13 protein-coding genes and 2 tRNA genes are annotated in these 14,003 nt (G+C 69.3%); 11 read left to right on the forward strand and 4 right to left on the reverse strand.

Annotation, left to right across the window (positions count from 1 at the left end; genetic code table 11):
* Positions 1-74 precede the first annotated feature (74 nt).
* Positions 75-1,592, reverse strand: a complete 1,518-nt coding sequence (locus C3V38_RS06450; protein WP_371412145.1) for an IS1634 family transposase — start codon at positions 1,590-1,592, stop codon at positions 75-77.
* Between the two features lie 82 nt (positions 1,593-1,674).
* The gene (locus C3V38_RS06455; RefSeq protein ID WP_106385321.1) at positions 1,675-3,030 is read right to left on the reverse strand and encodes a lipase family protein; all 1,356 of its coding nucleotides are present in this window, start codon (positions 3,028-3,030) and stop codon (positions 1,675-1,677) included.
* 92 nt (positions 3,031-3,122) lie between these two features.
* Here C3V38_RS06455 and C3V38_RS17975 point away from each other — a divergent pair, with 92 nt between their 5' ends.
* The 10 genes from C3V38_RS17975 (at position 3,123) to C3V38_RS06495 (ending at position 11,185) form a co-directional block, all read left to right on the forward strand.
* Positions 3,123-3,407, forward strand: a complete 285-nt coding sequence (locus C3V38_RS17975) for a restriction endonuclease (protein ID WP_371412142.1) — start codon at positions 3,123-3,125, stop codon at positions 3,405-3,407.
* 151 nt (positions 3,408-3,558) lie between these two features.
* Positions 3,559-4,380, forward strand: a complete 822-nt coding sequence (locus C3V38_RS17570) for a hypothetical protein (protein ID WP_165001075.1) — start codon at positions 3,559-3,561, stop codon at positions 4,378-4,380.
* Positions 4,373-4,783, forward strand: coding sequence for a PIN domain-containing protein (locus tag C3V38_RS06465; protein ID WP_165001076.1), 411 nt, complete (start codon positions 4,373-4,375; stop codon positions 4,781-4,783). Before C3V38_RS17570 ends, C3V38_RS06465 begins: the two co-directional genes overlap by 8 nt.
* A gap of 19 nt (positions 4,784-4,802) precedes the next feature.
* Entirely contained in the window at positions 4,803-5,588 is a 786-nt protein-coding gene (locus C3V38_RS17980) for an N-6 DNA methylase (RefSeq protein ID WP_254426096.1), read from the forward strand.
* A 2-nt stretch (positions 5,589-5,590) separates the two neighbouring features.
* Entirely contained in the window at positions 5,591-6,292 is a 702-nt protein-coding gene (locus C3V38_RS17985; protein ID WP_254426142.1) for a class I SAM-dependent DNA methyltransferase, read from the forward strand.
* Between the two features lie 117 nt (positions 6,293-6,409).
* A complete protein-coding gene (gene gyrA / locus C3V38_RS06475) occupies positions 6,410-8,938 on the forward strand; it encodes a DNA gyrase subunit A (RefSeq protein ID WP_007631466.1) in 2,529 nt (842 codons plus the stop codon).
* Between the two features lie 3 nt (positions 8,939-8,941).
* Positions 8,942-9,571 carry a DUF3566 domain-containing protein gene (locus C3V38_RS06480; RefSeq protein ID WP_106385324.1) on the forward strand — a complete coding sequence of 210 codons (630 nt, stop codon included), beginning with the start codon at positions 8,942-8,944 and terminating at the stop codon, positions 9,569-9,571.
* Positions 9,572-9,683: 112 nt separating this feature from the next.
* A tRNA-Ile gene (locus C3V38_RS06485) sits at positions 9,684-9,757 on the forward strand.
* Between the two features lie 60 nt (positions 9,758-9,817).
* Positions 9,818-9,890, forward strand: a tRNA-Ala gene (locus C3V38_RS06490).
* 92 nt (positions 9,891-9,982) lie between these two features.
* Positions 9,983-11,185, forward strand: a complete 1,203-nt coding sequence (locus C3V38_RS06495) for an MFS transporter (protein WP_106385325.1) — start codon at positions 9,983-9,985, stop codon at positions 11,183-11,185.
* On the opposite strand, the gene C3V38_RS06500 is transcribed toward C3V38_RS06495, so the two are convergent.
* Both C3V38_RS06500 and C3V38_RS06505 read right to left on the reverse strand, forming a co-directional pair.
* Entirely contained in the window at positions 11,182-11,655 is a 474-nt protein-coding gene (locus C3V38_RS06500; protein WP_063935456.1) for a hypothetical protein, read from the reverse strand. The genes C3V38_RS06495 and C3V38_RS06500 overlap by 4 nt on opposite strands.
* Before the next feature lie 10 nt (positions 11,656-11,665).
* Entirely contained in the window at positions 11,666-12,220 is a 555-nt protein-coding gene (locus tag C3V38_RS06505) for a nuclear transport factor 2 family protein (protein ID WP_070721389.1), read from the reverse strand.
* A gap of 52 nt (positions 12,221-12,272) precedes the next feature.
* On the opposite strand from C3V38_RS06505, the gene C3V38_RS06510 reads away from it, so the two are divergent.
* Positions 12,273-13,781, forward strand: coding sequence for an FAD-dependent oxidoreductase (locus C3V38_RS06510; RefSeq protein WP_106385326.1), 1,509 nt, complete (start codon positions 12,273-12,275; stop codon positions 13,779-13,781).
* The last annotated feature ends 222 nt before the right edge of the window (positions 13,782-14,003 follow it).

A 14,003-nucleotide genomic window follows, 5' to 3' on the forward strand; every position in this document is an offset into this window, starting at 1 on the left:
ATCCGGCGGCGGAGTCGCCGATTTCGGGGCAGGGCTAGAGGCGCCCGCAGTCCTGACTTCCACAAGTTTTAGTGTCACCCTGAGTTGATCGCGTCGATGACGGCTCGCGCGGCGTCCGAGATTGTGGGTTCGACGAGCATTTCGTGGTCGCCGATGGCAACGGTGACGGTGCGCAGGGGCCGCAGGGTGGTGACGATCTTCTTGATCGACATGCCGGTGACGTCCTGCAGGTGCCGGGCCACTGCCAGGGCCGCGAACACGACGGTCAGATGAGCTTCGATCGCATCGCGGGTGCGGTGGAAGATCGGGCGGGCCCTCAGGTCAGCCTTGGCCATACGGAAGGACTGCTCGACTTTCCAGAGGTCGTGATAGGCCGCCACGACGGCATGGCCGTCCATGACCTCCGACGCGATGTTGGTGACGTACCCCTTGTAACCTGCAGATTCTCGGGCCCGCTGGATCGAGACCTCGTCCAGGATCACCTTCTGGTCGGTGATTTTGACGAACCGCTGCTTCTTGAGTGGCTCTGCCCGGTCGGCGACGCGCCTGGCGCGGTCAATCTGCGCGTTTAGCGTCCGCCGGTCTCGTTTGGCCCGCTCCCATTTGTAGTGCCACACCACCCGCCGGTCGCGCCGGTCCCGGCCCTGTCCTATGGGGCGGATCAGCTCCACGACGCCGTCGTCGGCGATTGCGTTGCCGCGGCGGCCGAAGTGGTCCTCGAGCTCTTTGGGCGCCTTGGAAGTGCGGGAGCCGACGATGAACGACAGGCCCGCGTCCTCCAGCGCATTGAGGTTGGCCGCCGACAGCATTCCCGCATCGGCCACCACGACCATGTCGCTGATCTGGTGGCGCTCTTGGAAGGCCGTGATGACCGGGATTAGCGTCTTGGTCTCTGCCTTGTTGCCCTCGAAGACGTGCACGTCCAGCGGGAACCCATCCCGGGCCGCCAGCAGGCCCACGGTGATCTGCGGGTCGACCTTGCGCTCTTTACTCATGCCGACTTTACGCAGGTCATCTTCTTTCTCGGCCTCGAAGTACAAGGTGGTCAAGTCGTAGAGCACCAACGCCACGCCAGGGCCGCCGGTGCGGGTGACGTGGGCCCAACATGCGGTGGCGATCAGGCTGCGGTAGTCCCGGCCGACCACTCGCTGTAGACAGTTGTAGAGCGTATTGACGTGCGGCGGCTTGGTCCCCAACTCGGCCAGGACCCGAACCGAGTCCAACTTGCTGGTCGGCTCCACCACACGGCACAGCACCAGGTCGCGGAACACCGGATCGCCCACCACGTCGAAGCCCAGCCTGGCGTACGTGCCAGTCAATCCTTGCCACAGGATCCGCGCCGTGGACTGCTGGATCCGCGCGGCTGTCGCTGCCGGCACGTCGATCACCGCGCCGCTGTGCTCGCTCAGCTCCAGGTCTAACGCCTGCTGATCGCCCTGGATGCGCTGCTTGGCGACCTCGATCAACGCCGCCAACTCGCCGGGGGTGTGAGCCGAACCCAGGTGCTCGCGCACCACCAAGCGGCCGTTGGTCCATTCGACCAACTGCACGCCCGTGGCCCCCGACCCCGTCGGCACCTTCCGAAATTTCAGCCCCACAGGCCTACCGGCCCGTTTAGTGTCACAAACGCCAGCACCGAACTAGCTCTACCAGCGCAAACCACAAACCCGAATGCTAGAACAGCGTCAACTTGTGGAAGTCAGGGCAGTCGTTGCGCGGGGGCACGCCGGCGAGGCGGTCGTGGACGAACTGCACGGCCAGCGGGAAGTTGGTCACGGCGGCCGCGGCGTGGGTGACGCCGCGCACCGGCGGGGTGGTCTCGTGGTGGAACTGCACGTCGACGCCCTGGCCGCACCAGTCGCGGCCGAGCTGCTCGACCTGGCCGAGCGGGATGATGTCGTCGTGGATCCCGCCCGCGAGCAGCACGGGGACGTGGGGCCGTCGGGCACCGATGCGCTGGTGGTCGAGGACCGCGAGGGCGTCCGGCTCGGAGACGATGACGTCCCCCAGACGCTCGCCGCTGCGGGTCCACTCGGCGGTGGTGTGACCGCCGTACCGGCTGCGCAGGTCGAGGGTGCACAGCTTCGCGGTGTTGGCCAGGGCCGCCCGCCCGGCGTCGTTGATGTTGCGCTCGATGACCCCGGCCAGCGAGGGGTAGCGCAGGAGCATGCCGTTGATGGAGTAGCCGATGGCGCCGGTGAGGGTGCTGCCGTCGATGTGGCGGAGCACGGCGAGCAGGTTGGCCGGCGGGGCGGAGGCGTAGGCGCCGCGCAGGTCCAGCTCGGGCGCGTACTCCGGGGCGAGCTCGGCCGCGGCCGCGGAGGCGCCGCCGCCCTGCGAGTGGCCCCAGAAGACCATGGGGGCGACGCCGCCGGTGAGCGCGTTGGCGGCGCGGGCGCCGTCGAGCATGGCGTGGGCCTGCTCGACGCGGTCGGCGTAGGTGTGCATGCCCGGGGTGCCGAGGCCGATGTAGTCCACCACCATGACGCGGTGCCCCTGGCCGGCGAGCGCCAGCGCGAAGGCCTGCTCGTACGAGGGCGCGGGCCCGCCGGTGTGCGGGTTGATCCCCACGCCGGACTCCAGGTTGCGCGAGGGGGCGCACGGATCGCCCTGGCCCTGGGTGCCGGGCCCGAGCACGATCGTCGGCCGTGGGCCGGGGCCGTGCCACGGGGCGGTGGAGTCGTACAGCGCGCCGGAGGTGGCGACGGGCGCGCCGTGCACGTCGGCGGACTGGTAGACGACGCGCTGGGCGCGGGCGGGGAGCGGTGACGGCACCTCGGGCAGCCCGGACACGGTGACGGCGAGGGGCAGGCCCGCCGGCTCCGCGCGCAGGACCTCGCCGGGCGCCCCGTCGGGCAGGTCGCGGGTGTCGTAGAAGCTCCCGGGCAGGTCGAACACCTCGGTGTCCGCCGCGGCCGCGGAGGGCGGGGCCGGCTGGGCGCCGGCGGGGGCCGGTAGGCCCAGCCCCAGGGCCAGGGCCGCGGCGAGGGCGAGGAGGGGACGACGACGAGGGGTTCGCGTGGACACCATGTCGGGATGTTATCCAGGTCACACATGCGTCGACCGGGAAATCACCGTCCGGGTCGGTTGCGCAGCGACGAGACGTACCCGGGGTCCTTGAGGTGCATCCGGCCCACGGCGAGCAGGTCGAACTCGCCGCGGCCCACCGCGGCGGCGTGGCCACCACCCTGCGCGAGGCCCGCGAGGGACGCAGGGCCGCCGTCTTCATCACCACTTCGACGTTCTCCGCCGGTGCGATCGCGGAGGCGGAGCGGATCAACGCCCGGATCGAACTCATCGACGGTCCACGTCTGGCCGAACTGCTGGTGGCCTACGGAGTCGGAGTGCAGGCTGAGCAAACCGTCACGCTCTACCGGCTCGACGAGGATTTCTTCGAGAGCTTGTAAGCGATTCGATGACGCATACGTGCAGGTGAGAGTGATTTTCCTTCAAGATTGTCGCTGTCGTCATCTATACTTCCCGTAACACTGACACCATCGGCCACAGTCGCGAAGGGGGTCGATTCTGATGCGTCACTACGGCATTCGACTGATCGACATGGACGCCCCCGACGGCGAGATCGATACCGACGACCTCGTCGCGATCGTCGCCGCGATGAAAAGACTGACCCGCCGCCTGACCAGAGAAGTCTTGGAGCAGCCGGGACAGGGCCGTCCTTCGGGAATGGTGGAGAGCCTGAGTCGGTCGCGGGTGGCAATGGGTACGGGTTCGACGACACTAGCCTTTACCGTTGGTGACCCGGCGGCGCTCGAAATCGACCCCATCGCCGAGGCCGTGGACGCCCGTTTCCGGGAACTCGTGTCCGACTTCGAGTCGGAGGACGGACCACAGAACGCATCGGAGTCAATCCTGGGTGCCGCAGCGGAACTCGCGAGAGCGGTGACTGCCGCAGCACCGGTAGCGGAGTTCTCCACCGGAGACGAGTCGTCGACGATCCCCGTCCGCCGAAGTGAGGTCCACCTCGATCGCTGGGTCGGCCGTATTCCGGCACCGGAGGTGATGCGGTCGCTGACGGGACGCCTCGAAATGGGCGATCTGCACTCGTCGGCGTTCAGGATCAGAGACGCGGTCGGCAACACTGTGGACCTCGTCGACGTTCCGGAACCGGAGACCGTCATTCCCTTCCTGGGAATGAACGTGACCGTGACCGGACTCCTCACCCCGGCGGTTGGCGCCACCAAGAACAGGATGCGGGCTCCGGAGATCACGCTGGCCGTCGGAGTGCTGGAACGACTCGGACTGGCCGAGCTGCCATCTATGGAGACGCTCCGCGAACAAGCCCGATCGGCACCCGAACCGCAACCACTGGACCTCACCGACGACGAGATCGACAGCTTCATGGCAGCGATCCGTGAGTGAACCAGCAGTCCTGGTCGACACCAATGTGTGGAGTACTGTCATCCTCCCGGCCGGGAAGCACAATCAGACGCCTGAGCTCCTCAAGTGGCGAGGACTCCTCTTGGGTAGAGAGGTGGTGATCGCCGCGCAGACCGAGGCCGAGCTCCTATACGGCGCCTACAAGGCCTCATGGGGTGCCACTCGCCTGCTGGGCCTTCGGCAGGCGATCGCCACGACACCGACGATCCCGGTGACGGCCGACGTCATCGAGGCCTTCGCGCGACTCAGGACAGAATGCAGGTTCGCCGGACACGCCCTTCAAGCAAAGGACCACATGGGCGACGCCTGGATCGCGGCCACTGGCATCGCTCATGGCTTTCCGTTGCTTACCGGTGACTCGATCTTCGGGGATACCCCGGACTGACTCTCTTGGAGGACGCTTCGTGGCCGACGCCCGCAGGCTCGTCGACAAGCTGTGGTCGTACTGCAACGTGCTACGCGACGACGGCGTGGGCGTAATCGAATACACCGAGCAGCTCACCTACCTGCTGTTCCTCAAGATGGCCCATGAGCGGGCGACCCGGCCCCTCAAGCCACAGCAGATCGTCCCCGAGGAGTACTCGTGGCAAAGGCTGGTCGACGCGCAAGGCGATGAGCTCGAGTTCGAGTACACGCGGATGCTCACCGGCCTGGCCAAGGAGCGCGGAGTCGTCGGCACCATCTTCCGCAAGGCGCAGAACCGCATTCAGGACCCGGCAAAGCTCCGCCGCATCGTCGTGGACCTCATCGACAAGGAGAACTGGTCGCAGTCCGGCGCGGACATCCAGGGCGACGCCTACGAGTCGTTGCTGGCCAAGGGTGCGCAGGACAAGGGGTCGGGCGCTGGCCAGTACTTCACCCCACGCCCGCTGATCCAAGCGATCGTCGACGTGATCCAGCCGACCATCGAGGACACGGTCGTCGACCCGGCGTGTGGCACCGGTGGCTTCCTCCTCGTGGCACATGAGCACGCCGCTGGCACCGCCTCGTCTATGACCCCTACCCAGCGGCACAAGCTCCAGGAGAAGTTCGCCACCGGCTTCGAGCTGGTCGACGGCACCGCGCGGCTCGCCGCGATGAACGTGCTCCTCCACGGAATGGGCACGTCCGGGACGCGCTCGTCGCCGACCCGGGTCACCGGTGGTCCGTCGTCCTCACCAACCCGCCGTTCGGCCGGGAGTCCTCGGTGACGATGGTCGCCGCCGACGGCAGCCAGACCAGGGAGGACCGCGAGATCGAGCGCCAGGACTTCGTGGCCACCACCAGCAACAAGCAGCTCAACTTTGTCCAACACATCATGACGATCCTCGACACGAACGGTCGGGCCGCCGTGGTGTTGCCGGACAACGTGCTCTTCGAGGGCGGCGCCGGCGAGACCATCCGCCGCAAGCTGCTGGACGACTTCGACCTGCACACCATGCTCCGGCTGCCCACCGGCATCTTCTACGCACAGGGCGTCAAGGCCAACGTCCTCTTCTTTGACAAAAAGGTCGCCCGCCCGGGCACCCCGTGGACCGAGAAGCTCTGGGTGTACGACCTGCGGACCAACAAGCACTTCACGCTCAAGCAGAATCCGCTGCGTCGATCCGATCTTGACGAGTTCGTCGAGGCCTACCTTCCCGGCCGCCACCACGAGCGGACCGAGTCAGAGCGGTGGAAGCCGTTCACCTACGACGAGTTGGTCGCCCGCGACAAGGCGAACCTGGACATCACGTGGCTGCGGGACTCCTCGCTCGACGACCTCGACTCGCTGCCCTCGCCGGAGATCCTCGCCCGCGAGATCGTGGAGGCCCTGAGCGCGGCGTTGGCGGAATTCGAGGCGGTCGCGTCCTCCCTGGAGGAGCAGCTCTCGTCGTCGTCGCCCGGGACCTCAGCCCCCGACACCCTGGAGTAACACGGCCCCCGCGTGCCCGGCGGTCCCGTTTCCGCAGGACCTATAGACTGTCCGGGTCGGACCGCTGCCCACTGCATCCGTGCGCCGCACTGGTCCGCGCCGACAGAAGAGGAGCCCATGACGGACACGACGTTGCCGCCCGAGGCCGGGGGCCACGACCGGATCGAGCCGGTCGACATCCAGGCCGAGATGCAGAGAAGCTACATCGACTACTCGATGAGCGTCATCGTCGGGCGAGCACTCCCGGATGTGCGGGACGGGCTCAAGCCCGTGCACCGTCGCATCCTGTACGCGATGTGGGACAACGGCTACCGCCCCGAGCGTAGTTACGTGAAGTCGGCCAAGCCGGTCGCCGACACGATGGGTAACTACCACCCGCACGGTGACTCGGCGATCTACGACACCCTCGTGCGTCTCGCCCAGCCGTGGGCCATGCGGTACCCGATGGTCGACGGGCAGGGGAACTTCGGCTCGCGGGGCAACGACGGCGCCGCGGCCATGCGCTACACCGAGTGCAAGATGACCCCGCTGGCCATGGAGATGGTCCGGGACATCGACAAGAACACCGTCGATTTCCAGCCGAACTACGACGGCAAGACGTCCGAGCCGGTCGTCCTGCCCTCGCGTATCCCGAACCTACTGGTCAACGGCTCGAGCGGTATCGCCGTCGGTATGGCCACCAAGATGCCGCCGCACAACCTGCGCGAGGTCGCCGAGGCGATCTACTGGTGCCTGGACAACCCGGATGCCAGCGAGGAGGAGACCCTCGCGGCGTGCATGGAGCGGATCAAGGGCCCGGACTTCCCGACGCACGGCTACATCGTCGGCGACCAGGGGATCAAGGACGCCTACTCCACGGGTCGAGGCTCGATCCGCATGCGGGGCAAGACCTCCATCGAGGAGGAGGGCAACCGGACGGTCATCGTCATCACGGAGCTGCCCTACGAGGTCAACCCGGACAACATGATCCTGTCGATCGCCGAGCAGCTGCGCGACGGCAAGATCGCCGGCATCTCGAAGATCGACGACGAGTCCTCGGACCGCGTCGGCCTGCGCATCGTCGTCACGCTCAAGCGTGACGCCGTGGCCAAGGTGGTGCTGAACAACCTCTACAAGCACTCGCAGCTGCAGACGTCGTTCGGCGCCAACATGTTGTCCATCGTGGACGGTGTCCCGCGGACGCTGGCGCTGAACCATCTCGTGCGTCTGTACGTCGCGCACCAGGTCGAGGTCATCGTCCGGCGCACCCAGTACCTGCTCGACGAGGCCGAGAAGCGCGCCCACATTCTTCGTGGTCTGGTCAAGGCACTCGATGCGCTCGACGAGGTCATCGCCCTGATCCGTCGGTCGGAGACCGTCGAGATCGCCCGAGAGGGCCTCAAGGACCTCCTCGAGATCGACGACGACCAGGCGCAGGCGATCCTCGACATGCAGCTGCGCCGCCTGGCGGCCCTGGAGCGCCAGAAGATCATCGATCAGCTCGCCGCGATCGAGCTCGAGATCGCCGACTACAAGGACATCCTGGCCAAGCCGGAGCGTCAGCGCGCGATCGTCGGTGACGAGCTGCGCGAGATCGTCGAGAAGTACGGCGACGACCGTCGGACCCGCATCATCCCCGCGGACGGAGACGTCACCGACGAGGACCTCATCGCCCGCGAGGACGTCGTCGTCACGATCACGGAGACCGGGTACGCCAAGCGCACCCGGACGGACCTGTACCGCGCCCAGAAGCGCGGCGGCAAGGGCGTCCGGGGAGCGGAGCTCAAGCAGGACGACATCGTCCGCCACTTCTTCGTCTCCTCGACGCACGACTGGCTGCTGTTCTTCACCACGAAGGGCCGGGTCTACAGGATCAAGGCCTACGAGCTCCCGGAGGCCAACCGCACGGCCCGCGGCCAGCACGTGGCCAACCTCCTGGCGTTCCAGCCGGAGGAGCGGATCGCCGGCGTCATCCGGATCAAGAGCTACCAGGACGCGCCGTACCTCGTCCTGGCCACCCGCAACGGACTGGTCAAGAAGTCGCGGCTCGAGGACTACGACTCCCCGCGTTCCGGCGGCCTCATCGCCGTCAACCTGCGCGACGGGGACGAGCTGGTCGGCGCCGCGCTGGCCGGACCGGACGACGACCTGCTGCTGGTGTCGGAGAAGGGCCAGTCGATCCGCTTCCACGCCAACGACGACACGCTCCGCCCGATGGGGCGCGCGACGTCCGGCGTGATGGGTATGCGGTTCAACGACGGCGACGCGCTGCTGAGCATGTCCGTGGTCCGTGCGGACACGTCGGACCAGGAGAAGTACTTCCTGCTGGTGGCCACCGAGCGCGGGTACTCCAAGCGCACCGCGCTGAGCGAGTACACGGCCCAGGGGCGCGGCGGCAAGGGCGTACTCACGCTTATGTTCGATCCCAAGCGCGGCAAGCTCGTCGGTGCGACGATCGTGGAGCTGCAGGACGAGCTGTACGCGATCACGTCCAGTGGCGGCGTCATCCGCACGTTCGCCAAGCAGGTCCGCAAGGCCGGCCGGCAGACCAAGGGCGTGCGTCTGATGAACCTCGCCGAGGGCGACTCGCTCCTGGCCATCGCCCGCAACGCGGACGAGCCCGACGACGAGGACAAGGCCGAGGCCGAGTCCATCACGGAGGAGTAGGCGATGACCGACCCGACCGATCCGGCCGCCGCGCGTCCCGAGACCGCGGGTTCTGGGACCGCGGGTTCCGGTACCGAAGGTCCCGGCGCCGGGGCGACCGCCCCGGCGCCCGGGTACGGCGGGTCCGGACCCGGCGCGAGCGAGGCGGCCACCACCGCGTTCCCGGCGGCGCCCCAGCACCGGGCCGAGGGCGTGAGCGGCGGACTGTCCAAGGCCCACTCGGGTGGGGCCGCCGGTCGGGCCGCACCGGTGGTATCGCCCACCGAGCGCCGCGGGCCGCTCGAGTCCGTCCTCGTACTGCGCAGGATCGACCCGTGGTCGGCGTTCACCACCGTCCTGGGGCTCATGTTCGCCCTCTACCTCGTGTGGATGGTCGCGATCGGCGTGACCTACCTGCTGCTCTCCGGCATGGGCGTGTGGGACCGGCTCGGCGGGTTGCTCTCCGGGGTGGCCGGCGACGAGTCCGCGTCCGTGATCGGGCCGTCGACGATCTTCCTCTACAGCGGCGGCGTCGGTCTGCTCAACGTCCTGCTGCTGTCGATCCTGGCCACGCTCGCGGTGTTCATCTACAACCTCGCGGCAGACCTGACCGGCGGCGGAGTGCAGGTGACGCTCAGTGACCGCCGCAACTGACGCGGCACCGGGGGACGGCCCAGCGGCCGCCCGGCGCGCTGTCCGTGACCGCCTCCGAGGTGCCGATTTGGGTCCGGGGGAGTGCGTCGGGTAGATTCATCCATCGGTACGAGGGCCTATAGCTCAGGTGGTTAGAGCGCCAAACTGATAATTTGGAGGTCGGAGGTTCAAGTCCTCCTAGGCCCACTCCGCAAGGCAGACGCCGGATCCGCACCCTGCGGTCCGGCGTTTATGCTTGGCGGTGACGGGGCCTTAGCTCAGTTGGTAGAGCGCTGCCTTTGCAAGGCAGATGTCAGGGGTTCGAATCCCCTAGGCTCCACTCATCGGCGCCCGCCGCGCGGACCGCGCCGCAGCCCGCCGCGGCACAGGACGCCACCCCGACCGACGCCGGACCCGGCGGATAGGGAGACCGTGCAGACCACCCCCCGCTCGTCATGGGTCCCGTTCGTCCTCATGGCCCTGGTGGTGACCGTGGCACTGGCGTCCAGCGCCACACCCTCCCCCCTCTACGTCGATTACCAGCAGTCGTGGGAGGTCGGCGACACCACCATCACGGTCGTCTACGCCGTGTACGCCCTCGCGGTCCTCGTGCCCCTGCTGTTCCTCGGGCGGCTCTCCGACGCCATCGGTCGCCGACCGGTGATCCTGGCCGGGCTGGCGCTGCTGGCGGCGAGCATGGGAATGCTCGCGGCCGCCCCGTCGGTCGCGTGGCTGATCGCGGGCCGCATCATCCAGGGACTGGCGGTGGGGCTGATCACCGGCTCTGCCTCCGCCGCGCTGATCGAGCTCCATCCGACCCGCGATTCACGGGTCGGCGCACTCACCAGCAGTTCCACCACCAACTTCGGTATAGCGGTGGGAGTGCTCCTCGCGGGCGCCGTGGCCACCTCGTCGTCGTCACCCCTCGTGCACCCCTACCTCGTGATCGGTGCGGCCACCGTCGCGCTCCTCGTCGGCGTGGCCACCGTCGTCCCGGAGACGGCGGGCGGCTCCTCGACGGCGCGCGACGCCCTGCGGGTCCGGCCTCCCACGGTCCCGGCGGAGATCTGGTCCACGTTCGCCCTCGCGGCGGTGTGCGTGATCGTCTCGTGGTCCGTCGGCGGCGTCTTCCTGGGGCTGGGCGGGGCGATCGCGCGCGACCTCATGGGCCGGTCGGACTACATGGTCACCGGGCTCGTGGTGGCCAGCCTGCAGGGTGCGGCGGGGATCGCCCAGCTCGTGTGGAACCTGCGATCCGGGCCGGAGCGGTGGCGGCTCGGGGTGGCCGTCGGGGTGGGGGCCCTGGTCTCCGGGCTGGTCGTCGCATCCCTGTCGCTGGAGGCCGGCGAGGTGGCGGGCTTCATCGCCGCGGCCGCGCTCACCGGGCTGGGCATGGGGCTGCTGTTCCTCATGGGCAACACGCTGGTGGCGCAGAGCGCGCCCCCGGCGGTACGCGGGCAGGTCTTCTCCGCGTTGTTCGTGGTGGCCTACACCTCGCTCGGTGTCCCGGCGGTGGTGGCGGCGGTCATCGCCGAGGGCATCGGGCTCATCCCGGCCTACCACGTGCTGGCGCTCGTCGTGGGAGCGGTCGCCCTCGGGGCGCTGGTCGCCGTGACCCGGGCGCGGCGGCCCTAGCCTCTGCTCAACGCCTGCGCGGCGGCCACGACACCCAGCGCGGCCAGCCCGGTGCGGATGCGGTCCGACGCCAGGAGTGCGGCGATACGGGGTCGGTTGACCTGTTCGCGGGCGATGCCCACGTGGAGCGGAACGACACCGGCGGTGATCGCCGGCGCCGCGACGCCCGCCGCGCAGGCGACGAGCGTGGCGGTCAACCCGGTCCGCTCGCGCGAGCGGATGGACCCGTAGGCCGTCCACGCGGTCGCCCCCAGGCCCGCCGCGTACAGCGTCAGCGCCACGGGGGCGATGCGGCGGGCGTGATCGGCCTGCCGTTCGGCGATCCCGTGGGTGGGCCCGTCGAACAGCTCGGGGTACATCACCGAGGTGACCACCGACTGGAAACCCAGGTGGACCGCGGACGTCGTGAGCAGCGCGAGGCGGCCCGCTCGGAGCGTCGGATCGGCGGACGCACGGCGTCGGCGGTTCATGCCCGCCACGCTACCTCTCGCGGGAGCGTCCCAGCAGGGCGCGGCCCTCGCCGTCGTCGGTCATCGCGCGGGCGGTGCGGAGCACGACGCGCCACCCCCGGTCGGGCGCGTCCACCGACCCGCGCCGTTCGAGCTCCCACCGGCTGGCCGTCACCCGCACGACGGTGTACCGACCCGGCTTGGAGGAGCGGACGACGAGCTGGGTGTAGCCGGTCGCCACGGCGCGGTCCCCGTCGAGCAGGACCACCGGCAGGCTCGGGACGTGACCGCACCCGTGCGCGATGAGGCCCTGGTGCGCGTCACCGGTCACCATCTCCACCAGACCGTCGTGGCCCTCGAGGCGGCCGGTGTCGACGTCGTAGACGCCGTCTTCGGTCCACAGCTCGGCCACGCCCTCGGCGTCGCCGGAGTCCACGCGCGGGGAGTAGGCGGCGAGGATTCGGAGGATCGCCAGCTCGTCCTCGGCGGCGGCGAGGCGGTCGTGCGTGTCGGTGAGGCGCGCCTCGAGGGCGGCCAGTCGGGCGTCGAGGGAATCGAGGCTCACGGCCTCGGAGGAGGAAGTCATGGCCTCCACATTAATGCGCCGCCTGAGTGGGTGAACACGTTATAGTTCCGGTATGGCGGACACTACATCGGACACCGGTCCATCGGTCTTCACGGCCGGCGTCCTGGTCGTGGGGATGGGCATCGCGGGAGCGTGCGCGTCGATCGAGGCCGCCGAGGCCGGCGCCACGGTCATCGCGCTCGAGGGCGCCTCCGGGCCCGGTGGCTCGTCCGCGCAGTCCGGCGGGGAGGTCTACCTGGGCGGCGGAACGGCCACCCAGCGGGCGCTCGGCATCTCCGACACGGTCGAGGACATGCGCGCGTTCCTCACCGCCGCCCTCGGACCCAACGCCGATCAGGCCAAGATCGACGAGTACTGCGCCGGCGCGGTAGAGCACCACGACTGGTTGGTCGACCACGGCGCGGTGTTCAATCACAAGCTGTGGGACACCCCCACGTGGATGCCGGGCGACGATTCGGGGCTCATGTGGATGGGGGAGCGCGCCGAGCCCTACGCCTCGCTGGCGAAGCCCGCCGCCCGCGGTCACCGCCCGCCCGGCCCGAACTTCGCGGGCAACCTCCTCATGGACTCGCTGGTCGCCACCGCCGAGAAGGCCGGCGTCGACCTGCACTGTGACGTCAAGGCGCGGTCGCTGATCGTCGAGGACGGCCGTGTGGTGGGCGTGCGCGCAACGCAGTTCGGTGAGGAGCGCGAGTACCGCGCGACCGGCGGTGTCGTGCTGGCGACCGGCGGGTTCGTGGACAACGACCGCATGCTCGAGCAGTGGGCGCCCCAGCAGCTGGGCAAGGACAAGGTCTCCGACGGCCGCGACGACGGCTCGGGGATCGAGATGGGCATGGAGGCCGGCGCCGCGGTGCGTCGCATGCACCAGACCGAGACCGCGATGCTCATCATCCCGCGCCTGGTCGTGGGCTCGATGCTCGTCGACGGTGACGGCCACCGCTTCATCAACGAGGAGGTGTACCCGGGCCTGTACTGCCACGCCGCCGTGCACCACCGCCGCCCGCCGGTGTGGGTGATCATCGACGAGAAGGGCATCGAGGACGTGCCGGAGAACGAGCTGTGGGGCATGCAGCCCATGCACGCGGCCGAGACCATCGAGGAGCTGGCGGCCGACTGCGGTCTGCCCGCCGACGCGCTGGCCGACCAGCTGCGCCGCTACAACGAGGGCGCCGCTCGGGGCGAGGACCCGCAGTTCGGGAAGAGCGCGCAGTGGGTGCGCCCGCTCGAGCCGCCGTTCGGTGCGTACCCCACGGGGGCCGGCGGACCGGACACCTTCAACGGCCTCCCGCTCAAGGCGCAGGGATTCACCCTCGGTGGCCTGCACACCGACCTCGACTCCCGCGTGCTGAGCCGCGCCGGCGAGCCCATCCCCGGCCTGTTCGCCGCGGGCCGCTGCACGCACGGTCTCCACGGTGACGGCTACATCTCCGGCACCTCGCTGGGCGACGGATCGTTCTTCGGCCGTCGCGCGGGCCGGGGCGCGGCGGGGGCTACCGGTGCGGCCGGTACCGACGGCGCGTCGGCCGCCGCGGACGCCGTCGGGTCGGTGCAGGCGTGAGCGGGCAGGTCGCCGTCGTACGACGGGACCGGCCGGAGATCGACCTGGGTCCGTTGGACCCCGCGCGCGGCGGTGGTCGCGCTGTCGATCGGATGGACGACGACGAGGCGGGCCTCTTCGCCCTGGTCGAGCAGGTCCGCCGGATCCGCGCGCTGACGACCGGCGGGATCTTCGACACCGACCTGGGCCCGCTGACCGCCCGGCTCCGCGAGGTGGCGGACA

It is taken from the genome of Dietzia sp. oral taxon 368 (genome assembly GCF_002999155.1).
Lineage (GTDB): Bacteria > Actinomycetota > Actinomycetes > Mycobacteriales > Mycobacteriaceae > Dietzia > Dietzia cinnamea.

Coding starts and splice junctions, on each gene's coding strand:
- C3V38_RS06455 (WP_106385321.1), bottom strand. CDS start 3,030: ATGGTGTCCACGCGAACCCCTCGTCGTCGTCCCCTCCTCGCCCTCGCC.
- C3V38_RS17570 (WP_165001075.1), top strand. CDS start 3,559: ATGGACGCCCCCGACGGCGAGATCGATACCGACGACCTCGTCGCGATC.
- C3V38_RS06480 (WP_106385324.1), top strand. CDS start 8,942: ATGACCGACCCGACCGATCCGGCCGCCGCGCGTCCCGAGACCGCGGGT.
- C3V38_RS06505 (WP_070721389.1), bottom strand. CDS start 12,220: ATGACTTCCTCCTCCGAGGCCGTGAGCCTCGATTCCCTCGACGCCCGA.
- C3V38_RS06510 (WP_106385326.1), top strand. CDS start 12,273: ATGGCGGACACTACATCGGACACCGGTCCATCGGTCTTCACGGCCGGC.
- gyrA (WP_007631466.1), top strand. CDS start 6,410: ATGACGGACACGACGTTGCCGCCCGAGGCCGGGGGCCACGACCGGATC.
- C3V38_RS06500 (WP_063935456.1), bottom strand. CDS start 11,655: ATGAACCGCCGACGCCGTGCGTCCGCCGATCCGACGCTCCGAGCGGGC.
- C3V38_RS17985 (WP_254426142.1), top strand. CDS start 5,591: ATGGTCGCCGCCGACGGCAGCCAGACCAGGGAGGACCGCGAGATCGAG.